Below are 22,131 nucleotides of genomic sequence, written 5' to 3' on the forward strand. Positions count from 1 at the left end.
GCGCAATCCCATCGACGCCACGCGGCGTCGGAGACCCGCGTGGCGTCGATGGGATTGCGCATGTTGGCGCATTCGATGAATACCTTGGGGATCCGGGAGAGGTTCAAGCCGCCCAGGTCCGTACGAAACGACAGGCCCGCGTGCGCGATGTAATCGGCCCGCGCTTCGCCGGTGTTCTGCTCGAAAGAGGCACCCACCGCGTCCGCGAGCTGAGCTGACGGAGCAAGAATCGCGGCGTTGCCGCCGTCCGGGCTCAGACTCGGAGCGATGACATGGAATCCGGTACCGTTTGCCGGCCCGCCGTCGGCGTGCACGGACACGGCGGCATCCGCGTGCGCGTCGTTGCCGATACGGGCCCGCTCGTCAATGCACGGACCGACTCCGTTGTCGTCCGCCCTGGTCAGGACAACGGTGGCACCCCGTCCACGCAGCAGCACGGCCGCCCGGTTGACCACGTCGAAAGTGAACGCATGTTCGGGATATCCGGCGTTGGTCTGCGAACCGACCGTGTCGCATTCCTTCTCGATACCACCGGCGAGAACCTTGCGACCGATCATCGCGGACGCCTTCGCGTTACCCCCGTTGTGGCCGGGGTCGAGAAGGACGGTGCGTCCGCGCAGAGAGTCCGGCCGGGACGACGGCGTCGGTCCGGCCGCGGCCGCGACCGGACCCTCGGCCAGCCGGGACGGATCGGAGCGCACCGCATGGACCGCAAAGGCCACGATCGCGACCAGCGCAACAACAACGAAGGCCGACATGAGCGCTCTCCACCGAACCGACATCTACCGTTGTCCCGCCTCGGACGAGGGGACACCCGCGGCGGAATCAGGCCTCATTCCCTGCCGCTTTCGTATTCCCCGCCGCTTTCGTCATCGCCGTCACCTACCGGTGCTGTGACAAAGTCGATGAGGCGTTCGACCGCGCCGAGCAGACCGACCTCGATGTCAGTATAGGAATGCACACTGCTGAGAACCCGGCGCCACATGTCGGCGGGTTCGGCGACTCCCAGCGCACGGCACACGCCCTCCTTCCACGGCTGGTCCCGGGGCACCTGCGGCCAGGCCGCGATCCCCACGGACGCGGGCTTGACCGCCTGCCAGATGTCCACATACGGATGCCCGGTAACGAGTACGTACGGCGACGTCACGGACGCGGCGATGCGGCTCTCCTTGGAACCGGCAACCAGGTGGTCGACGAGCACACCGAGACGGCGCCGCGGCCCGGGCCGGAAGGAGGCGACCAGCGCGGGCAGGTCGTCGACACCGTCGAGGCTTTCCACGACCACCCCCTCCACCCGAAGGTCGTCACCCCAGACGCGTTCGACGAGCGCGGCGTCGTGCAGCCCTTCCACGTAGATCCGGCTCGCCCGCGCGACCCGGGCCGGCTGCCCGCGCACGGCAATGGACCCGGACGCCGTGCGGGCCGGGGCCGCCGGCACCGAGCGCTGCGGCCGGATCAGCGTCACCGTCCGCCCGTCCAGTAGGAATGCTCCCGTGACGAGCGGGAAGGCCCGGCGTCGGCCGTGACGATCCTCCAGCACGACCCCGCCCGCCTCGACCTCGACCACCGCCCCGCAGAAGCCGGTCGCGGCGTCCTCGACAACCAGGTCGGGCTCGGCCTCGACCGTCGGCGGCGAGGCGGGCCGGACGCGTCTGCCCTGCGCCAGCACGTCAGGCCCGTAGTCTCTGCTGCGCACCCGAACTACTGTAGTAGGGAAGTACGACAACTTCGCATCAGCTTTCAATCGGTGCAGATGCGGACATCACGGGCGCACGCGGCACACGTACCGCGCGGATCCGGCATCCAACCGGATGGAGTCCGGGTTCCTCGGCAAGAGCCCTGAACTCCTCGGCAGGCGTGAGGTGGGCAGAATCGACCCATGACCGACGGATACGGGCCGGGCGTCGCGCTCCTGGTGATCGACATTCAGAACGACTTCGCCTCGCCGACCGGAAGCCTGTACGTGGCCGGCGGCGAGGATATCGTCCCGGCTGTCAACGACGAGATCGAACGGGCCGTGGCAGCGGGTTCACCGGTTGTCTACACGCAGGACTGGCATCCACCGACCACTGCGCACTTCTCCACCAGCGGTGGCATATGGCCGCCGCACTGCGTGCGGGAGACCGTCGGCGCGCAGCTGCATCCGGCCCTGCGGGTCGACGGGACGATCGTGCGTAAGGGAACAGGCGGTGAGGACGGCTATTCCGGATTCACCGTGCGGGACCCGCTCACCGACACCGATCAGGCAACCGGACTGGTCGACGTCCTCGCCACCCATGGGATCCGCACGATCGTCGTGGTCGGCCTCGCCGGGGACCACTGCGTGAAAGCGACGGCGCTGGACGGCCGGGCGCTGGGCTTCGATGTGGTGGTCCCCCTCGCCCTGACCCGCTTCGTCACCCTCCGGCCCGGAGACGACGATCGGGCCGTCGCGCAGATGCGGGAGGCGGGGGTCACGGTACTCACCTGAACCTGCCTGATGGTCGTACCAACGGTCGCGGCCGGTCGTTTCCATCAGGGCAGGCTCGTCCGGACGGGCTTGTCACGCTCTTCGCTGCGGCGGAGACCGGCATCCGGATACCCGGCGCCTGCCTCCGACGCCGCCGCCGATCCACCGGCCAGTCCTACGCCGCTACGCCGCGCAGTCCGCGCAGATCATCCGCCGGCTGTCAGCGAGTTGGCTGCGGTGGTGGACCAGGAAACAGCTCTTGCAGGTGAACTCGTCTGCCTGCCGTGGCAGTACCCGGATCGTGAGTTCCTCTCCGGACAGGTCCGCGCCGGACAGGTCGAGCTCGGCCTCGAACGGGTCGACATCGTCCCCGAGGTCAGCCGCCGCATCCGCCCGTCGTGCCTTGAGCGCCTCCAGACTCTGCTCGGAGACCTCCTCGGCATCGCTGGTTCGGGGGGTGTCGTAATCGGTGGCCACTGAAATACTCCCATGAATATTAAGTGCGCTCCTCGTGCCCCACCCACAACGCACGACCGGTGAGGTATGTGCCCGCCCGGACGATCCCGAACAGATGTGGCCTTCACCACACCCGCTGCGCTCCTGCGTTCCAGGTGTCACCGGATGCCGGCAGCCAGGCGCCGGCCGGAGTGCCTGGCGGTCCACAGGTCCTCCGGCAACTCACCAGGAGCAGGGTGACCCAGCCCGGACGTCCCCGCCTCTGGACGCCCGGACGCAAGGCCACCAGAAGACCACCAGTGAGCCAGCCCGCCGGCCCGCGCGGTCAAGCCGATCCAGCCCCGGTCAGCCAGCCGGTCCGCGCCGGTCAGCCGGTCCGTCGCAGCCAGGTGACGGGTGCCCCGTGGGCTCCCTGGCGCAGCGGCTCCAGGACATCGTCCCACGCGGTGCCGAGAAGGCGGTGCAGGCCCCTGGCAAGGGTCTCGCGTCCTTCTCCCCGGTCGATGAGGGCGCGCAGGGCCGCCTCCCCCACGACCACGTCCCCGTTCGCGGCGATCGACGCGCGGTGCAGGCCGAGTTCGGGGGTGTGGGAGTAGCGCTCCGAATCGCAGCCCGGCGAGGGCCCTTCGACCACGTCGAAGGAAACCGGGCCGAGGCGGCGCAGCTGCCCCGCCAGCCGGCCGGCTGTCCCGCAGGGGGCACGCCACTCCAGGCCCGCGTAGAACGACCCCGGAGAGCTGGGCTGCTCGGTCCAGGTCAGGGACACCGGCGAGGAGAGCACGGCGGACACGGCAAACTCCAGGTGCGGGCAGAGCGGCGGCGGGCAGGCCAGAACGGCGAGCATGCCGGGGACCCTGAAGGACACCGAACCCGAAACAAGATCACGTGTTGATGACATTGCAACCACGCAGGACCTCCGTCAACGAGTTACGCCTTCCCCTGCGATCTCGTCTCACGATCGTCCGTGCCATGCGGTACCGATGGTGCCATGGGCCGCCTACAGCTGCCATACCCACCCCCGTCTGACAGATCCGATTCATCATTTGATAGCTGGACGATTCATGACAGGCAGCGGCTGTCCCCGCCCTCCCAGCAGCCACGCCCGAGGGCCACGGGGGCCCGTGCCGAAGCACCTGGGCCGCGCCGAGGTGCCCGGCGCAGGTGCCAGGGCCGAGCTCGTACCGGACAGGTCGGCGAGGTCCACCACGGGGACCATGAGTACCCACTTGGTGAACATCGTCCACAGCACGGATGGTGATCAACAATTTGTGATCAACAACGCGGACGGCGGGTTGCGCACGCAGCCGCCTGACGGTGTGCTCGAGTCAGTCCACCCGTAGCCGCCGCCCCACCGGCCAAAGGCATCGCGATCATGCTTCTTTCGCGCTGCCGGAGGGCCAGGTCCCGGGGTCGCCGAGGGCCAAAAGCAGCGCGATCATGTCTTTTCCCGCACCCGACTCCCAGGTCACCGAGACGATCGATCCGAAGCAACCGGAATCCATCAACCCGGAGTCACCCGACCCGTCGGCGTTCATCCGTGCCCGCACCGGTCGTCGATGCTTCCCCAACCCCGTAGGCTCCGTGCGTATGTTGCAAGTCTGGCCAGGCAGCCCCTATCCGCTCGGTGCCACCTACGATGGCACCGGCACCAATTTCGCGATCTTCTCCGAGGTTGCCGAGAAGGTCGAGCTGTGCCTGTTCGACGAGGACAACACCGAGACCCGGGTCGAGTTGAAGGAAGCCGACGCCTTCGTCTACCACGGCTTCCTGCCGAGCATCGGCCCCGGCCAGCGATACGGGTATCGGATCCACGGCCCCCACGAACCCGCCAAGGGGCTGCGGTGCAATCCGTCCAAGCTTCTTCTGGACCCGTATGCGAAGGCGGTCGACGGCGAGATCGACTGGGACCAGTCGGTCTTCGGCTACAACTTCGGCGACCCCGACAGCATGAACACCGAGGATTCCGCGTCCCGGGTGATGAAGTCGGTGGTCATCAGCCCGTTCTTCGACTGGAACGGCGACCGCCCGCCGCGCACCCCGTACAACGAGACGGTCATCTACGAGGCGCATGTCCGCGGTCTGACGATCGCCCACCCCGGGCTTCCGCCGGAGTACCGGGGCACCTACGCCGGTGTGGCGCATCCGGTGATGGTCGACCATTACCATAAACTCGGCGTGACCGCTGTGGAGCTCATGCCCGTCCACCAGTTCGTGCAGGACGAGCACCTGGTCCGTCGTGGGCTGCGCAACTACTGGGGTTACAACTCACTGGCGTTCCTGGCCCCGCACAATGCCTATGCGGTCACCACCCGCGCGGGCCAGCAGGTCCAGGAGTTCAAGCTGATGGTGAAGGACCTGCACGACGCCGGCATCGAGGTGATCCTCGACGTCGTGTACAACCACACGGCCGAGGGCAACCACATGGGTCCGGTGCTGTGTTTCCGCGGCATCGACAACGCCGCCTACTACCGGCTCATCGAGGACGACCCGCGTTACTACATGGACTACACCGGTACCGGAAACAGCATGCGGGTGCGCCACCCGCACGTCCTCCAGCTCATCATGGACTCGCTGCGTTACTGGGTGACCGATATGCACGTCGACGGATTCCGGTTCGACCTGGCCGCGACCCTGGCACGGGAGTTCTACGAGGTCGACCGGCTGTCGTCCTTCTTCGATCTGGTCCAGCAGGATCCGGTGGTCTCGCAGGTCAAGCTGATCGCCGAGCCGTGGGACCTCGGCGCCGGCGGGTACCAGGTCGGCAACTTCCCGCCGCTGTGGACCGAGTGGAACGGCAAGTACCGTGACACCGTGCGGGATTTCTGGCGCGGCCAGGACGAGGGCATCGCCGAGTTCGCCTCCCGGCTGACCGGCTCGAGCGATCTCTACGAGTCCGATGGACGCCGGCCGTCGGCGTCCATCAACTTCGTCACCGCCCACGACGGGTTCACCCTGAACGACCTGGTCTCGTACAACAGCAAGCACAACGAGGACAACGGCGAGGACAGCCGGGACGGGTCGGACGACAACCGGTCGTGGAACTGCGGCGCGGAAGGACCGACGGACGATCCTGAGGTGCTCGCGCTGCGCAGGACCCAGATCAGGAACTTCCTTACCACCCTCTTCCTGTCCCAGGGTGTCCCCATGCTCCTTGCCGGCGACGAGATGGGGCACACCCAGCGAGGCAACAACAACGGGTACTGCCAGGACAACGAAACCTCCTGGCTGGACTGGTCCCTGGCGGAACGCAACGCAGACCTTGTGGAGTTCACCGCGCTCGTCTGTTCCCTGCGCAGGGAACATCCGGTGTTCCGCCGCCGGAGGTTCTTCCGGGGTGACCCGATTCACGGCTCGGACAGTGCCGCGGGCGGCCCTGACGGCAAGCCCGAGGGCGGCTCCGACGGCGGGCAGGCCCTCAAGGACATCGTCTGGCTACGACCGGACGGCACCGAGATGTCGGATGCCGACTGGGAGTTCGGCCCGGCCCGCTCCTTCGGGATGTTCCTCAACGGGCATGGCATCCCCGACCCCAACCAACGCGGCGAGAACGTCGCCGACCAGTCCTTCCTGCTCTTCTTCAACGCCCACTTCGAACCGCTGAGCTTTCGCCTCCCCACGGAGAACTTCGGCACCAGTTGGGAAATCGTCGTTGACACCCGCGCACCCGCCTCGGCGGAGCCGGCGGTCGTCAATGCCGGAGAGACCGGGGAAACCGGCGAGAGCCCCCGGTCCGACCCGCGCCTGACCGGCCGGATCATGAAAGCCGACGACCCGATCGAGACCGACGCCCGCTCGACACTTGTGCTGCGCTGTGCCGACTGATCCGCGGGGCGGTGCCGGCGTCGCCGACGGTCCGGGTGGGCTCGGTGCCGGCAGCGAGCCCACCCGGACCGTCCCCACCTCGACCTACCGGCTGCAGCTGAGCATGGAGTTCTCCTTCACCGACGCGGCCGTCATCGTGCCGTACCTGGCCGCGCTCGGTGTCACCCATCTGTACTGCTCACCCATCCTGGAGGCGGTCGACGGCTCGACCCACGGCTACGACGTGGTCAGCCACGACCAGATCAACCCCGAGCTCGGCGGGCAGGCCGGGTTCCGGCGGCTGGTGACCGCGTGCCGCAAGGCGGGCCTCGGGCTGGTGGTGGACCTGGTTCCCAACCACATGGCGGTGGCCGCGCCCGAGTCGGCCAACGCGGCCTGGTGGTCGGTGCTGCGCGAGGGCGCCGAGTCCCCGTACGCGTCCTGGTTCGACATCGACTGGAACTCCCCGGAAAATCCCGGAAAGATCGTCATTCCGATTCTCGGGGACGCTTTAGGTACCTGCCTCGCCCGCGGCGACATCCGGCTGGCGACCGACGAGGACGACGCATGGGTGGTCGTCTACCACGACCACTTACTGCCCGTCGCAGACGGAACCGTCGACCCCGACGACGTGGCCGCCACGCTCGAACGTCAGCACTACCGACTGTGCTTCTGGCGGGTCGCGGGCACCGAGCTGAACTACCGGCGCTTCTTCGACATCACCACCCTCGCCGGTCTGCGCCAGGAGGACCCGGACGTCTTCGCCGCCACACACCGCCTGATCCTCGACCAGATCCGTGCCGGCGCGATCGACGGCCTGCGGATCGACCACCCGGACGGCCTCGCCGACCCCGAGGAGTATCTGCGCCGGCTGTCCGAGGCCACCGAAGGCGCATGGACGGTCGTGGAGAAGATCCTGGAACCCGGCGAGACGCTGCCCGACACCTGGGCATGTGCCGGCACGACCGGCTACGACGCGCTGAACCGGCTCACCCGGCTGTTCATCGACCCGGCCGCGGCCAGGTCCTTCACCACCCTCTACACCGAGGTGACCGGCGCCGCGGCCGACTTCACCGCGGTCGGCCGCAGGGCCAAACTCGACGTGCTTGCCGGCGCCCTGCATCCCGACCTGGACAGGCTCACCGCCCTCGCGCTGGTCGAGGCCCGGCGGCGGCGCGCGGACCTCACCCGCGTCGGCCTGCACGAGGCCCTCGGTGAGGTGCTGGCCGCCTTCCCGGTCTACCGCGCCTACGTCCGGCCGGGCGCCGCGGCAACCCTGGAGGCCCGAGGGCACATCGTCAGGGCGTGCGAACACGCCCGGGAATCGCTGCCCCTGCGCGCGGGCGAGATCGACCTCATCGAGGATCTGGCCCTAACCGGCCCGCCCGAGTTCGTCGTCCGCTTCCAGCAGACCGCCGGGCCCGTCATGGCCAAGGGTGTCGAGGACACCGCCTTCTACCGGTACGGCCGGATGATCGCCCTGAACGAGGTCGGCGGCTCCCCCGGGGTCTTCCCGGGCTTCCCCGCCGGGCATCCGCACAGCGCGGTACACGAGTTCCACGAGGCCAACAGCACCATCCAGCGGACCTGGCCGCTGACGATGACCACCCTGTCGACGCATGACACCAAAAGGTCCGAGGACGTGCGCGCCAGGCTCGCCGTGCTGACCGAGGACCCCGACGGCTGGGGTGAGATAGTACGGCGCCTGATCACCCTCGGCGAGCGGCACACCGACACCGAACACGGCTGGCCGGACCGGGGGACGAGCTACCTGCTGGCCCAGACCCTGGTCGGTGCGTGGCCGCTGCCGGCCGAGCGGACCCGGCAGTACATGCTCAAGGCCGCCCGTGAAGCAAAGATCCACACGTCGTGGACCGACCCGAACCCCGGATACGAGTCGGCGCTGGCAAACTACATTGACGCGGTCCTCGACGACCGGGACTACGTCACGACGCTGGAAACCTACGTCGCGACCCTGGTGGAGCTCGGACGCCAGAACTCCCTGACCCAGAAGCTGCTCCAACTCGTCTCCCCCGGCGTGCCCGACGTCTACCAGGGCCAGGAGCTGTGGGACGCCTCCCTGGTCGACCCGGACAACCGACGGCCGGTCAACTTCGGCGAGCGGGCGAAGCTCCTGACCGAGCTCGGCCCCGAACCCGCAACGCGCAGGCCACCGCCGCTCGACGACACCGGAGCGGCGAAACTGCTCGTCGTCGCCCGCGCCTTACGCCTGCGCCGGGAACACCCGCAGTGGTTCGGCACGCAGGCCTCCTACCGGCCGCTGTGGGCGTCCGGTTCGGCAGCCGACCACGTGGTCGCGTTCACCCGCTCGGGGTCGGTGGTGGCTGTGGCGCCGCGCCTGGTGCTGGGGCTGCGCCGGGGCGGTGGCTGGCGGGACACCACCCTCCCGCTGCCCGAGGGCCGCTGGACGGACCTGTTCACCGGCCGCCGGCACGACGGCGGCGTCGCCTACGTCCTGCGCCTACTACGCGACTTCCCCGTCAGCCTCCTCGTCCGCACCCAGTAACCCGACAGTCCCTTCCCGCCCGCTACGCGGCCGGCCGCCCGGCGATGCCGGCGAGATTTTGATCATTCTGCCCGCGGGTTGGCATATCGGGGTACGCGGTCTGGCCGGAAATATCGGGGGTACGTGGCTTGAGAAGGACCTCCCCTTCCGGTACGGTCACACCCACGGTGGGCAGACCTGCGGATCACAGACCGGTAGCCCCCACCAGCCAAGGGGGGCATGACATGGGCAGTCAGCACGGAATTTCGATCAAAGTGGAGAGTCGCGCCTTCCAGGTGGCGTTCCGCTTCTCCGGGGCGGCGGTGGCGCTTCTTGGCATCGGGTTCTTTCTGGGCAAGCTGCTCGGCTAGTTCTCATTCACCCTTTCGGCGACTTGCTGCTGAGGGATTCAAACGGGGTTCGTGGGTTGATCGGAATTGATCGCTTCCCATGCCTTGTTCTCATCGACCCTTCGAGGGATCTTCTAGCCTGCCTGATCGGACGTTGACGATCTTCGACGTCCAAGTTGACCCGACCCGTCCGTCAGAAGTGATTGGGGACGGTGCAGGATGCCTCCCGAGGGCGACTGGGGCAGTGCAGACCGCGCCGGTCACCCTGCTCAACGAGACGCACTCATTCGGGGGAGGTAGATCGTGCGGCTGCGGGTGTCGATCCGAACGACAGCACGCGAGCTTGAGTGGCGGAACGTCCAGCTTCCCGGGCGCGGGTTCTGTTACTCATTGCTGCAGAAGGTGGAACCAAAAGTAGCAGGCCGTATACACGGCGAGGGGTGGGGTACCCACCGGATGGCGCCGTTCGGCTTTGGTCCGCCTACGTTTCCGCAGGCCAGACGGGTCAAGGGCCATTACGCGGTGGGTGGCTACGGCTATCTCGAGCTGGGCAGCCCGCTGCACGTGGTGGTGGAGGCATGGGCGAAGATCCTCACCACAACTCCGATGATCGACTGGGGTGGCGTGGCGCTGCGCGTCGAGGGCGTCGACATCGTCGACCCGCCAGCCTTCGCTGACGGTACAGCCACCCTACGGACGGTCACTCCAGTCGTGATGAAGGGCTCCGGCCGTGGTCCGGACGGAGTTCGCACAACCCGGCAGGCATTCCTACTGCCGTGGGAGCCGGAGTTCGCCGGCTACTTCGCGCAGAGCCTGCAACACAAGGCCGAGACGATCGGCGTCGACCCGGACGTCACCCTCGAACAGATCACCTGGGCCGGGGCGAAACGCAGCTTCGACACCGGAAAAGGGAAGAAGGCCGGAGCGCAGGTCGAGGTCCGGTTGCGTGGTGCGCCCGAAACCCTGGGCGCGCTGTGGTCATGGGGCCTCGGCCAGGCGACATCGGGGGGCTTCGGATGGGTGTCGGCGTGACCACGCCGGCCGAAACGAGGAGGGTCGAGACCACCGAAACGGAGGAAACTGAGGCCCAGCGGCGTATGGTGCTCACCGCGCATCCGCTGCAACGGGTCGGTGCGTTCGCTCTCACCGCACTCGCCGGCTGCCGCGAGCCAGGGGACGTGACAGCCGATGCGTTCGACGCCGCCGTACGGCGAATGGCCGACGACGCGGTGCGCGCCGCGGTGCTGCCGTCCACCACGGCAGAGGGGGCATTCTGGCTGAAGGCGAGCGGTTCCTTCTTTCCCAACTCCAAGATGAACCATCCATCACGGGCAAGTCGCGGCCGACAGGAGATCATTGATCAGGTCGTCGCCTGGCGTACCGTGCCGGATCGCAACCGCTGGCCGGGTCGCTCGTGCGTCCTGTGCGGTCGGGACGCCGTCGGCTACTTCGCCAAGGTGGACGTACCACTGGCCGAAAGCGAGAACACCCGCAACAGCACTCCTCGCGGACACGCCAGTCTGGCTCTGTGCTGGCCGTGCGTGTGCTGCTTCCACGCCCTGCCCTACGGCTGCCGGTTGACCGGCGGACAGAGTTCCGCCGTGCACAGCTGGGACGACCGGTTCCTAGCCAAGATCACAACCGAGCAGGTCGACCGGAACGACCAGCACATTACCCTGGGCAAACCGGTCTCCAAGAGCGGCGGATACGCGGCCGAGGTCGAAGCGCTCGAACGTCTCCGCTGCTACGAGGACGACGTGCACGAGGGTATCGAGCTGTTCGTCTTCACCAACTACAACGTTCCGAGCCCCGATCCGCTGCACATCCACGGCATGGAGCAGCCACTGGCCGAGTGGCTGCGACGTAATCTCGCCAGGACGAACGATCTCAGGGCGATGGAAGCGGCGTACACCCGGCCGAAAATGCCCGGCCGGCCCCTGCTGGCCCGGGACGCTTTTCATGGCCCGAAACGGATCCTTCATGTTCTCACGTCCTTCGTGGGTGAACATTCGGTGGCGACGCTGGACGAGCCGCACCGGCGGCTCATCCAGTTGTGTTTTTCCTTTGCGACAGAGGTGATGGGGATGAACGACGAGGATGTCAAGTCGATACGCCGGCTGGCCCGCAATGTCGCCACGGTGGTGGGCAGTGAGCCGACCGCGTCGGCGTTGAAGAAGTACCAGGTGGCGCATCGCCAGTCCGGGAAGCTACGGAGCTGGCTGGAGCGGGAGGCGGTGGCCTGGACGCTGAAGCCGCCCACGCCGGATGCGGGGCCGATGGTCAGCACGGCCCAGTTCAGGTTGCTGTTCGACCGCGATGGCCAGGGGTGGGACTACCAGCGGCTGCTTCTCATCGCCGTGCTGGAGGAACTGGACAACCGGGGGTGGCGTCCCGTCGATGGCGCCGCGGTAGCCCAGGAGATCAAAGACAGCGACGAGACGGCTTTCGCCGACCACGACGAGAACGAAAGTGCAGGAATCAATCGATGACATTCCTGGTCGGAAAGATCGCCCTCGACGTCGACGCCGGGGCACCGAACAACGGCCGCGGCGAGGACAACGTCGGTGTCGTCAAGAAGCTCTGGGTGGGGCGCGACGTCCATCCCTATGTGTCAGCCCAGGCATTCCGGCGGTGGGTGCGCGACTCGATGCCCGCGACGGAGGAGCGCTCCGCGGTCACCCGTAAGGGCAGCGGCGCCAAGCAGCAGGCGTACACCGAGGGGCGTCCCGACCGCTACCTCGACGACGACCTGTTCGGCTACATGGTCGCGGTCAAGGGCGGCGGTACCTGCCAGCGCGACACCGTCTTCGCCACCGGCACCCTGGTCGCGGTCGTCCCGCAGAAGGGCCTGGCCAAGGACTTCGGGACGATGAGCCGTGGCTTCGACGCCGGCGAGAATCCGGTGATCCACGAGCACGAGCTGTACAGCGCGGAGCTGGCCGGGGACGTCCTGCTGGACCTGCCTCGCATCGGTACCTTCGAAACGGACGGCTCCGGGCTGCGGATCGCGCTCACCGCGGACGCGGCGAAGGAGGCCGCCTCGGCCGGCGCGGAGCAGATCTCCTTCCGGGGTTTCAGCGCGCTGCAGCTTCCCCTTGCCGAACGCCGCCGCCGCGCCGCTGTGCTGCTGCGCACCCTCACAGCCGTCCGGGGCGGCGCGAAACAGGCGCTGCACTACGGTGACCGGACGCCGGCGCTGATCCTGCTCGGCGCGGTCCGAGGGGGTGTCAACCCGTTCACCCGGATGCTGGCCCTCCGGGACGGCCGCACCTCGTTCAGCAGCCAGGTCCTGCGGGAGGAGATCGCCGCCTGGCGCGACGAACTGGACGGTCCGGTCCGCCTCGGCTGGTCACCGGGTTTCCTCGGGAGCCAGCGGGAGACCGTCCACACCGACCTCGCCGCGGAGATCGCCGACGGCCTGGTCCTGCTCGACCATCCCCGGGTGCTGTTCGGCCGGCTCGCGGACGAGATCGAGAACGGCGTCCACGACGCATGGTTCGAGGACCGGAAGGCATGACACTCCCTGCGGTCCCGGTCGGCGTACTGGCCGACCGGGACAGCACGATCACGGCGCTGGAGGTGTCGTTCACCACCCGGGTGGCGTCCTTCCGTAACCCGCTGTATGCCACAGCGCAGGTGTGTCTGCCGTGCCCGCCGCCGTCGACCGTCGGTGGCCTGCTCGGGGCAGCCGCCGGCGGCTGGGACGACGTCGACCCGGCAATGCGTTTCGCCATGGCGTTCACGGCCGCGGGTGAAGGGACCGACCTGGAGACCTTCCATCCGCTGGATGCCCGGGGCAGGGCAACCCAGCCGATTCCCAGGGACCGCGAGTTCCTCAGTGACATCAGGCTGACGCTGTGGCTCCTGGACGACATCGAGCTGTGGCTGTCACGGTTGCGGCGTCCGGTGTGGCCGTTGCGGTTGGGGCGTAGCCAGGACCTGGTCGGGATCGACATGGCAACGGTTGAACTGCGGGCCGTGCCCGGACGGCAGCGGGCGGCCGTCGTGCCCGCCACCACGAGCACGTTCGGCTCACTGCTCCAGCTCCCGACCGCGATCAGCCGCGACCGGTCCCGCACCCGGTGGGGGCGCTACCGCTTCCGGCCCGCCCGGCGGGACACCGCGACGCTGGCAGGCCCTTTGCTCTCCGACGGTCTGTCGACAGCCGATGGCCAAGGCGTCGTGCTCCTGCCGCCGACGCATCCCGACCATGCCGAAGCCCCGGAAATCACATGACCAACCCGCTGCATACAGTGCTGGCCACGGTGCTGGCCAAGAGCGGCCGGGGCGGCCATGGCAACCACCCGGAGTCGCTGACGGACCATTCAGCTGCGACCCTGCGTGCTGCCCGGGAGATCGAACGGCGAATCGGCCGCCTGCACGGCCTGCCGCCGGACATCGAACCGTCCCTGTGGGGCACGGTTGCCGCTGCCGCGCTGACCCACGACGCCGGGAAGGTGGCCACCGGATTCCAGCAGATGCTTCAGGGACGGTCACGGACATGGGGCCAGCGTCACGAAGTCGTCTCGCTGGGCTTCCTGCCGCTGCTCTTCGGCGCGCGCCCGGACCTCGCCTGGGTGGCGCTCGGGGTCGCCACCCATCACCGGGCACTGCGAGGCGGCCCCGACAGCAGGGAGTCCCTGCGGCGTCTCTACCGCGAGCATCGAGCATCCCCGAACGGCCTCGCCAAGAAGATCGGCGCTGTCGACGGCGACCTCGCCTCGGCACTGCTGCAATGGCTGGCCGCTCACGCCCGGGAACACGGCGTCGCCACCACCGACGTGCCGGAGATCGGCGTCACACCACCCCCGGTGTCGTTCGACGGGATTCCATTCGACGGTGACGCGCTGGTCACGGGCGCGCACCGGCTGCTGTTCGAGCTGTTCGACCAATGGGATGAACCCGTCGATCCCGACCGCGGGCTGGCGGCTGTGCTGGTGCAGGGGGCGGTGACCATGGCCGACCATCTGTCCAGCGCGCACGGCTGCCTGCACACCCGGCAGCCGTTCGACTCCGGATATCCCGAACGGCTTGCCGTCCGGCTGGCCGGATCCAGCCGGGTGCTGCACCCGCATCAGAAAGAGGCAGCCCTGGTCGACGGGCATCTGATCCTGCGGGCATGGACGGGCAGCGGGAAGACCGAGGCCGGGCTGCTGTGGGCGTCCCGGCAGGTCACCGCGATCGGTACGGCCCGTGGTGGGGTGCCCCGGGTTTTCTACACGCTGCCGTACCTGGCCTCGATCAACGCGATGACCGCACGCCTTGCGGAACACGACATCGGGGACGAAACCCTGATCGGGGTCAGTCACTCGCGGGCCGCGTCCTACTACCTGTCCCGGTCGTTGTGCGGGGCGGACGACGATGCCGAGGACGACAACGCTGACGGCCACACCGGTGCAGGCACGGCCGCGGCGAAGGCGCTCGCCCGTGCGGGCGCGACGCGGCTGTTCCGCGAGACGGTCCGGGTCGGCACGCCCTACCAGTTGCTGCGCGGTGCACTCGCCGGCCCGACGCACAGCAGCATCCTGCTCGACAGCGCCAACTCGGTGTTCGTCCTGGACGAGCTGCACGCCTACGACGCGCGCAGGCTCGGGTTCATTCTCGCCGCATTCGGTCTGTGGACGCGGCTCGGTAGCCGCATCGGTGTGCTGTCGGCGACCCTGCCGACCCCACTGGTCAAACTGGTCCGGACCAGCCTCGAGAACGCGGGGAACACCGCATCCCCGGTGGCCTCGGTAGCCCTGGTGGAGGCAAGCCACGGCGACGCTCCCAGCCGGCACCGGATCCGGACGGTCCAAGCGCACCTCACCGATCCGGCCGTCCAGAATATGATCTTCTCCAGGTTGGCGGCGGGGGAATCCGTCCTCGTGGTGGCGAACAACGTGGCCGACGCCCAGGGCCTGTTCGAGGCGTTGTCGCCGTATGCTCCGCCCCTTCATGCTCCACCTTCGGACGACTGTCCGGACGGCGATCAGAACGCCTGTCCAGACGATGATCCGGATGTGAAGGCGGACGGCGAACCGGCCGGGATGCGGGCTGCCTGCCTGCTGCACTCCCGGTTCAGGCGCCGTGACCGCGCCACGATCGAGGGAACGATCATCAATCGTTACCGATCGGGAACCTCGGCGGAGACACGGCAACCGGGGTTGGTCGTCGCCACCCAGGTGGTCGAGGTCTCGTTGGACATCGACTTCGATGTGATCTTCACCTCCTGCGCTCCACTGGACGCGCTGATCCAGCGGTTCGGCCGGGTCAACCGGAGCGGAGCCCGTCCGCCGGCGGACGTCGTCGTGTGCCAGGCCGAGATGCGCGCGCGACGCGGCGGCAGCAACAGCGGCAGCGGTACGACCGAGCTGTACGCGGACGGCGTCTACGAACAGGAACCGGCCGAAGCAGCCTGGCAGGTGCTGACCGCACACGACGGTGAGAGCGTGAGCGAGGCGTCATTGGTGGGCTGGCTGGACGGCATCTTCGACTCCGAGTGGGGTCGGCGCTGGGTGAGCGAGGTCACCCACCACCAGGATGCCTTCACCCGCAGCTTCCTCACCTTTACCCGGCCGTTCGACGACCGCTCCCACCTCACCGACGCCTTCGATGAGATGTTCGACGGCACCGAGGCGATCCTGGCGTCAGACGTGGACGAATACGCCGGCCTGCTGGCCGCCACAACCACCGGAGCGCAGGGCCGTCTGCTCGCCGCGGACCTGCTCATCCCGCTTCCTTACTACGCGGGGAAGCTGGCGAGGTGGGACCGGCAGCTCGGCGTCTTCGTCATTGACGGCGACTACGACGCGCGGCGGGGGCTGACCGCCGTCCGCGGCCGGCCGGCGGACCGCTACCAGCCTGGTGAGCTGATCTGATGGAGCGCACCGACGTCGGGGGCGTCCACGTCAAGTACCTGCACCACTGCCACCGGCAGCTCTGGCTGTATGCCCGTGGGGTCCGGCCGGAGCATCTCAGTGAACGGGTCCGTCTCGGGGAGGCGGTGCACGAGGTCTCCTACGACCGGTTCCGGCCCGTCGACCTCGGCGCGGCCAAACTGGACCATCTCGACGGCGACCTGTGGGTGCACGAGGTCAAATCATCACGCCGGCCGACCGCGGCCGACGAGGCGCAGGCCCTGCACTACTGCCTCCGGCTGATCGACGTCGGTGTCGAGGCCCGCGGCGCCGTCCTGCACTACCGGCCGACCCGGCGCACCATCCGTATCCCGTTCGACGACGAGCAGCGGGCACGCGCCATGGGCGACATCGCAGCCGTGCTCGACATTGTCGAGCGATCCGATCCGCCGGACCGGCTCGACCGGCCACGCTGCGCCGGATGCAGCTACATCGACTACTGCTGGACGGACTGACCCCATGCCCGAAGCAGCCCGCACCTACTGGCTGACGACCCCCTGCCGGATCCGCCGGAAGGACTCGACTCTCATCATCGAACGAGACGACGGGACAAAGGTCCACGTGCCCGTCACCGACGTACGCGACATCGTGGCCTGCTCCCCGGTGGACATCAACACCGCAGTGATGACGCTGCTCAACCAGCATCGCATCGCCGTGCATCTGCTCAGCTACTATGGCGACTACGCCGGATCGGTCCTCCCAGCCGAGGCACACACGTCCGGCCAGACCGTCCTTGCGCAGGCACGCGCGGCCACGACTCCGCGGACCGCCATGGCCATCGCGCGGTCGCTGGTGTGCGCGACGGCATTCAACGTCCGCCGTGTCATCGACCGGGCCGTGTTGAAAAAGCCGTTCGAGACACTGGAAGCCGGTGCTGCCGCCGCCGACTCAACCGCCCAGCTCATGGCCGCCGAAGGCAACTTCCGCCGGACCGCCTGGGGTGTGATCGACACCAAGCTGCCGGACTGGCTGCAACTCGACGGCCGCAGCCGCCGCCCACCCGCCAACGCGGGGAACGCGTTCATCAGCTATGTCAACGGTGTCGTCTACGCCCGGGTCCTGACCGCGATCCGGCTCACTCCCCTGCACAGCGGGATCGCCTTCCTGCACAGCTCGATGGAACGCCAACGCCACTCCCTCGCGCTCGACCTCGCCGAGGTGTTCAAGCCCCTGTTCGCCGAGCGCCTGCTGCTGCGTCTCGCCGGCCGTGGCCAGTTGACCACGACTCATTTCGACGCCGATGTCGGGAACACCATGCTCACCGAGGCCGGGCGGCGGTTCGTCATCCAGACCGTTCGCGACGAGCTGGCGACGACGGTGAAGCACCGCACGCTCGGCCGTCCGGTCGCCTACGACGAGCTGCTCTACCTCGAGGCGCTGAAACTCACCCGCACCTGTCTCGAGGGCGAGCGCTACCAGCCGTTCCGGATCTGGTGGTGACCCATGTATGTGATCGTCGTCTACGACACCGCAGCGGAACGCAACAGCAAAGTCCTCAAGACCTGCCGCCAGTACCTCCACCACGTGCAACGGAGCGTGTTCGAAGGTAACCTCAGCCCCGCGCAGCTCCTCCGCTTCCGGCGGCGTATCGAAGCCGTGATCGACCACTCGTACGATCACGTCCTCGTCTACACCCTCCCGCCCGGTGCGGACGTCGTCCGGGAGAGCCTGGGCGCCGGATGGGCGGCCCCAACTGACATACTTTGATCATGTGTTTGCAGCGGACCCCCGCGTGGTGATGTTCGACCGGAGGTTCGCTGCAATCCGACCCCTCACCGGGGCCTCGACACGCCGTCCGACCTGGGCGTTTATACTCGGGTCCTCATCGCCCCTACGAGGGATTGAAACGATTGCACCCTGCACCCGGACTCCGCCACGGGATACGTCCTCATCGCCCCTACGAGGGATTGAAACACCAGCGGTATCGGCTTGCCGAGGTTGTCTCGGCGTCCTCATCGCCCCTACGAGGGATTGAAACACGGACTCAACAAGGCGCTCACCGGCAGCTCCACGTCCTCATCGCCCCTACGAGGGATTGAAACGTGTCGGGTCGCCTCCGGTCGGAGTGGGCGTGGGTGGTCCTCATCGCCCCTACGAGGGATTGAAACACGTGTAGGCATTACGCGCCTCACCCAAGGGGGGCGTCCTCATCGCCCCTACGAGGGATTGAAACGACCCGGGGCTGGCCATGCTGCTGCTCGGCGTGGCCAGTCCTCATCGCCCCTACGAGGGATTGAAACCCGCGCACGAGCAGGCCGGAGGAGCCGAGCTGTGAAGTCCTCATCGCCCCTACGAGGGATTGAAACCGGGCCGTCTTGTACGCCTCGACGCTGGCGCGGGTGTCCTCATCGCCCCTACGAGGGATTGAAACACCTGCTGCGGAGTCGGAGCGTCCACCAGGGTGGCGGTCCTCATCGCCCCTACGAGGGATTGAAACCGACCAGCGTTGCCGTTGCCATGGACGCCGCCGGCCGTCCTCATCGCCCCTACGAGGGATTGAAACCGGCTGGCACCCGACCGGCGAACCGGCTGGCCCGGCGTCCTCATCGCCCCTACGAGGGATTGAAACCGGGCGACGCGAATCTACCCGCCAACTGCGGCGTGGGTCCTCATCGCCCCTACGAGGGATTGAAACGTGGCTACGAGCGACGGATCTCTGGGAGCGTGCCGTCCTCATCGCCCCTACGAGGGATTGAAACTCGCTCCCCATGAGCGCGTCCACATAGCGCTCCAGTCCTCATCGCCCCTACGAGGGATTGAAACTGGATGTCCGGGCGCAGGCCGAAGCTGCGGACGCAGGTCCTCATCGCCCCTACGAGGGATTGAAACAGGTCGTTCATGCGGTCGCGCTCGCCCGTCTGACGTCCTCATCGCCCCTACGAGGGATTGAAACCCTCCCGCTGGTAGGGCCGCAGCGGCAGTGCCCCGCGTCCTCATCGCCCCTACGAGGGATTGAAACGCGACCGACTCGCGCGTACCGGCCTCCAGCTCGGCGAGTCCTCATCGCCCCTACGAGGGATTGAAACGTGGTGTCGAGGTGCCCGCCGGGGACCATGCGCTCGTCCTCATCGCCCCTACGAGGGATTGAAACCGGCGTAAATCCGTGCCAGGTCCCGGAACACGACGGTCCTCATCGCCCCTACGAGGGATTGAAACCGCACTGCGTCCCGCGACACGACCAGGCACAGCCGGCCCTGTCCTCATCGCCCCTACGAGGGATTGAAACGTGAGCGGCCCGAACCGGCCGAGAAGGAACGGCGTGGTCCTCATCGCCCCTACGAGGGATTGAAACGTGCCGTGAGTGGCGTTGTGCGTCTCGATGGCCTGGTCCTCATCGCCCCTACGAGGGATTGAAACGACTTGCGGCTCTGGCGGTCGTAGGTCCCGATCTCGGGTCCTCATCGCCCCTACGAGGGATTGAAACATCGCGGCCTGGACCATCGCATCCGTGACCGCGAGTCCTCATCGCCCCTACGAGGGATTGAAACATGTGCGCGTGCACAAGAACATCGACGAAACCAGGGTCCTCATCGCCCCTACGAGGGATTGAAACGTGTCCCGTCCGCTCCGCCCCTGGCAGGCCCGCGCGTCCTCATCGCCCCTACGAGGGATTGAAACTGTGTCCAGCCATGCCGCTCCCAGGCCACCGCCTGGTCCTCATCGCCCCTACGAGGGATTGAAACTCCACCACGCCGGCGTCCTTGCGGCATTCCACTCCGGGTCCTCATCGCCCCTACGAGGGATTGAAACGCGCACCGAGCAGCTGTTCCGGCTGCCCCATGCCGAGGTCCTCATCGCCCCTACGAGGGATTGAAACTATATTAAAGAATAACGTCCAAGCGATTTGCAGACACGTCCTCATCGCCCCTACGAGGGATTGAAACGCTGTCGCCCTGTTCGGTCGCATGATCCAGCCGGAGGTCCTCATCGCCCCTACGAGGGATTGAAACGAGCCCAATTAGGGATTGGTGTCCCCGTCAGGAGGTCCTCATCGCCCCTACGAGGGATTGAAACGGGTTGTCCGGTTCCCAGCGCATGTGATGCCGGTGTCCTCATCGCCCCTACGAGGGATTGAAACAGGTGCTGGCGGACGGTGGCTTCGTCGAGCTCACCGGGTCCTCATCGCCCCTACGAGGGATTGAAACTTGACCTCTACGACGGTGCAGGTCGGGTTGCTGTAGTCCTCATCGCCCCTACGAGGGATTGAAACACGAATGCCAGGAACTGTTCAGTAACAAGATCCTGAAGTCCTCATCGCCCCTACGAGGGATTGAAACGCGACGCTCCACACGCGCTGTCCGCCGCGGCGGTAGCGGTCCTCATCGCCCCTACGAGGGATTGAAACGCATTCACTACAAGCGTAGTGGGCCATTAGTTGGCGGTCCTCATCGCCCCTACGAGGGATTGAAACGCGGGTGGCACTTCCTCGGGCGCGGACGGCAGCTCGGTCCTCATCGCCCCTACGAGGGATTGAAACCCCACAATCCTGCCGCGAACATTTCGACACCTACGGTCCTCATCGCCCCTACGAGGGATTGAAACCGGGCCGCCGCCACGAGCGGGTCATTGGTCATACGGGTCCTCATCGCCCCTACGAGGGATTGAAACAGTCGTGCTAGCCGGCGCAACGGATCTGAGGCCCACGTCCTCATCGCCCCTACGAGGGATTGAAACGTCTCGCCGTGGACTGTGAAACCGCGGGCGTCCGTGCGGTCCTCATCGCCCCTACGAGGGATTGAAACACGGCGGCGTCCAGCCGCGGCGTGGCCTCGTCCGGCGTCCTCATCGCCCCTACAAGGGATTGAAACGACAACCAGTAAGCGCGGACTCCGCACATGTGGTCGGTCCTCATCGCCCCTACGAGGGATTGAAACGCAAGTCCGCGTTAGCGCACCGGCTGATCACCGGGGTCCTCATCGCCCTTACGAGGGATTGAAACAGCGCATCTATCGGCCGCTCACCGACCACCCCGAGTGTCCTCATCGCCCCTACGAGGGATTGAAACGCGCGGTAGGCGTCGGTGCGGCCTTCGGTGCCGACACGTCCTCATCGCCCCTACGAGGGATTGAAACGTGAGCAGGCATTCGGAGTAGCCGAGCGCCCTGCTCGGGTCCTCATCACCCCTACGAGGGATTGAAACTCCTGCCCGGCAGCGGCAAGAGCACGTGGGCACGGGCGGTCCTCATCGCCCCTACGAGGGATTGAAACTAGATCACCAGGCCGCCGTTGGGAGTCAGCGTCCAGCGGTATCCTCATCGCCCCTACGAGGGATTGAAACACGATGACGACGAACGCAGGAACAGACGAGTCGACCGGTCCTCATCGCCCCTAAGAGGGATTGAAACTTGGCGAAGGACCGCCGTTTGCTGGTGGTCCAGCTGCTGCTCCTCATCGCCCCTACGAGGGATTGAAACCACCTTGGTGTCGATGCTGGCGGCCTGCGCCTGCAGCGCTGCCTCCATCGTTTTTCCTTTCTTTCTTGGTCTTGTCGATGGGTGTGTGAGTGGCGCGTCGGCGCTTGAAGGAAGCCCGGCCGGAAATCGGGTCAGGGGGCGGCCGGTGTGTCGACCATCTCCGGGGGCTCGAATACGCGGACGGGTGGGGCGTCCGTACCGAGCGGTTCCACCTCGACCAGGGCGTGCTGGCCGGTGCAACCCTGGGCGAGCCGGG

Annotated in this window: 16 protein-coding genes and 1 CRISPR repeat array; of the genes, 12 read left to right on the forward strand and 4 right to left on the reverse strand. The window is 67.3% G+C overall.

What is annotated here, in order from left to right; all coding sequences use genetic code 11:
* Positions 1–758 (reverse strand): N-acetylmuramoyl-L-alanine amidase (locus DD1DGNOD_RS16115; protein ID WP_241255765.1); only part of this gene is annotated, 758 nt, incomplete at its 3' end.
* A 74-nt stretch (positions 759–832) separates the two neighbouring features.
* Positions 833–1,696, reverse strand: a complete 864-nt coding sequence (locus tag DD1DGNOD_RS16120) for a DUF3097 domain-containing protein (RefSeq protein ID WP_131770486.1) — start codon at positions 1,694–1,696, stop codon at positions 833–835.
* A gap of 183 nt (positions 1,697–1,879) precedes the next feature.
* On the opposite strand from DD1DGNOD_RS16120, the gene DD1DGNOD_RS16125 reads away from it, so the two are divergent.
* Complete coding sequence (locus tag DD1DGNOD_RS16125; RefSeq protein WP_131766353.1) at positions 1,880–2,470, forward strand: isochorismatase family protein; 591 nt, start codon at positions 1,880–1,882, stop codon at positions 2,468–2,470.
* Positions 2,471–2,632: 162 nt separating this feature from the next.
* On the opposite strand, the gene DD1DGNOD_RS16130 is transcribed toward DD1DGNOD_RS16125, so the two are convergent.
* Together DD1DGNOD_RS16130 and DD1DGNOD_RS16135 are read right to left on the reverse strand one after the other, a co-directional pair.
* Positions 2,633–2,926, reverse strand: a complete 294-nt coding sequence (locus DD1DGNOD_RS16130) for a DUF4193 family protein (protein WP_131766352.1) — start codon at positions 2,924–2,926, stop codon at positions 2,633–2,635.
* Positions 2,927–3,272: 346 nt separating this feature from the next.
* Positions 3,273–3,803 (reverse strand): DUF3145 domain-containing protein, encoded by a 531-nt coding sequence (locus tag DD1DGNOD_RS16135; RefSeq protein ID WP_131766351.1) that lies wholly within the window; start codon positions 3,801–3,803, stop codon positions 3,273–3,275.
* 316 nt (positions 3,804–4,119) lie between these two features.
* Between DD1DGNOD_RS16135 and DD1DGNOD_RS30540 the strand changes: the two genes are divergently transcribed.
* The 11 genes from DD1DGNOD_RS30540 to cas2 all read left to right on the forward strand — a co-directional run bounded on the left by DD1DGNOD_RS30540 (position 4,120) and on the right by cas2 (position 18,168).
* Entirely contained in the window at positions 4,120–4,245 is a 126-nt protein-coding gene (locus tag DD1DGNOD_RS30540; RefSeq protein WP_283234709.1) for a hypothetical protein, read from the forward strand.
* Between the two features lie 247 nt (positions 4,246–4,492).
* Positions 4,493–6,727: a glycogen debranching protein GlgX gene (gene glgX, locus DD1DGNOD_RS16145; RefSeq protein ID WP_131770490.1), complete on the forward strand. Its 2,235-nt coding sequence runs from the start codon at positions 4,493–4,495 to the stop codon at positions 6,725–6,727.
* A complete protein-coding gene (gene treY / locus DD1DGNOD_RS16150; RefSeq protein ID WP_131770487.1) occupies positions 6,717–9,233 on the forward strand; it encodes a malto-oligosyltrehalose synthase in 2,517 nt (838 codons plus the stop codon). Before glgX ends, treY begins: the two co-directional genes overlap by 11 nt.
* 632 nt (positions 9,234–9,865) lie before the next feature.
* A complete protein-coding gene (locus tag DD1DGNOD_RS16155) occupies positions 9,866–10,594 on the forward strand; it encodes a CRISPR-associated endoribonuclease Cas6 (RefSeq protein WP_131766349.1) in 729 nt (242 codons plus the stop codon).
* Complete coding sequence (locus DD1DGNOD_RS16160; RefSeq protein ID WP_131766348.1) at positions 10,591–12,051, forward strand: hypothetical protein; 1,461 nt, start codon at positions 10,591–10,593, stop codon at positions 12,049–12,051. Before DD1DGNOD_RS16155 ends, DD1DGNOD_RS16160 begins: the two co-directional genes overlap by 4 nt.
* Positions 12,048–13,079, forward strand: a complete 1,032-nt coding sequence (gene cas7i, locus DD1DGNOD_RS16165; RefSeq protein ID WP_131766347.1) for a type I-B CRISPR-associated protein Cas7/Cst2/DevR — start codon at positions 12,048–12,050, stop codon at positions 13,077–13,079. Before DD1DGNOD_RS16160 ends, cas7i begins: the two co-directional genes overlap by 4 nt.
* Complete coding sequence (gene cas5 / locus DD1DGNOD_RS16170; RefSeq protein ID WP_131766346.1) at positions 13,076–13,798, forward strand: CRISPR-associated protein Cas5; 723 nt, start codon at positions 13,076–13,078, stop codon at positions 13,796–13,798. The genes cas7i and cas5 overlap by 4 nt, the downstream gene beginning before the upstream one ends.
* Positions 13,795–16,422, forward strand: coding sequence for a CRISPR-associated endonuclease Cas3'' (locus tag DD1DGNOD_RS16175; RefSeq protein ID WP_206443220.1), 2,628 nt, complete (start codon positions 13,795–13,797; stop codon positions 16,420–16,422). Before cas5 ends, DD1DGNOD_RS16175 begins: the two co-directional genes overlap by 4 nt.
* A complete protein-coding gene (locus tag DD1DGNOD_RS16180) occupies positions 16,422–16,916 on the forward strand; it encodes a CRISPR-associated protein Cas4 (RefSeq protein WP_131766345.1) in 495 nt (164 codons plus the stop codon). The genes DD1DGNOD_RS16175 and DD1DGNOD_RS16180 overlap by 1 nt, the downstream gene beginning before the upstream one ends.
* A 4-nt stretch (positions 16,917–16,920) precedes the next feature.
* Positions 16,921–17,901: a type I-B CRISPR-associated endonuclease Cas1b gene (cas1b, locus tag DD1DGNOD_RS16185; protein ID WP_131766344.1), complete on the forward strand. Its 981-nt coding sequence runs from the start codon at positions 16,921–16,923 to the stop codon at positions 17,899–17,901.
* Between the two features lie 3 nt (positions 17,902–17,904).
* A complete protein-coding gene (gene cas2, locus DD1DGNOD_RS16190; RefSeq protein WP_131766343.1) occupies positions 17,905–18,168 on the forward strand; it encodes a CRISPR-associated endonuclease Cas2 in 264 nt (87 codons plus the stop codon).
* A gap of 111 nt (positions 18,169–18,279) precedes the next feature.
* Positions 18,280–21,875: a CRISPR direct-repeat array (repeat unit 30 nt; unit sequence GTCCTCATCGCCCCTACGAGGGATTGAAAC).
* The last annotated feature ends 256 nt before the right edge of the window (positions 21,876–22,131 follow it).

Source organism: Candidatus Protofrankia californiensis (genome assembly GCF_900634765.1).
GTDB lineage: Bacteria > Actinomycetota > Actinomycetes > Frankiales > Frankiaceae > Protofrankia > Protofrankia californiensis.

Coding starts and splice junctions, on each gene's coding strand:
- DD1DGNOD_RS16180 (WP_131766345.1), top strand. CDS start 16,422: ATGGAGCGCACCGACGTCGGGGGCGTCCACGTCAAGTACCTGCACCAC.
- cas5 (WP_131766346.1), top strand. CDS start 13,076: ATGACACTCCCTGCGGTCCCGGTCGGCGTACTGGCCGACCGGGACAGC.
- DD1DGNOD_RS30540 (WP_283234709.1), top strand. CDS start 4,120: ATGAGTACCCACTTGGTGAACATCGTCCACAGCACGGATGGTGATCAA.
- glgX (WP_131770490.1), top strand. CDS start 4,493: ATGTTGCAAGTCTGGCCAGGCAGCCCCTATCCGCTCGGTGCCACCTAC.
- DD1DGNOD_RS16135 (WP_131766351.1), bottom strand. CDS start 3,803: ATGTCATCAACACGTGATCTTGTTTCGGGTTCGGTGTCCTTCAGGGTC.
- DD1DGNOD_RS16175 (WP_206443220.1), top strand. CDS start 13,795: ATGACCAACCCGCTGCATACAGTGCTGGCCACGGTGCTGGCCAAGAGC.
- cas2 (WP_131766343.1), top strand. CDS start 17,905: ATGTATGTGATCGTCGTCTACGACACCGCAGCGGAACGCAACAGCAAA.
- cas7i (WP_131766347.1), top strand. CDS start 12,048: ATGACATTCCTGGTCGGAAAGATCGCCCTCGACGTCGACGCCGGGGCA.
- DD1DGNOD_RS16125 (WP_131766353.1), top strand. CDS start 1,880: ATGACCGACGGATACGGGCCGGGCGTCGCGCTCCTGGTGATCGACATT.
- cas1b (WP_131766344.1), top strand. CDS start 16,921: ATGCCCGAAGCAGCCCGCACCTACTGGCTGACGACCCCCTGCCGGATC.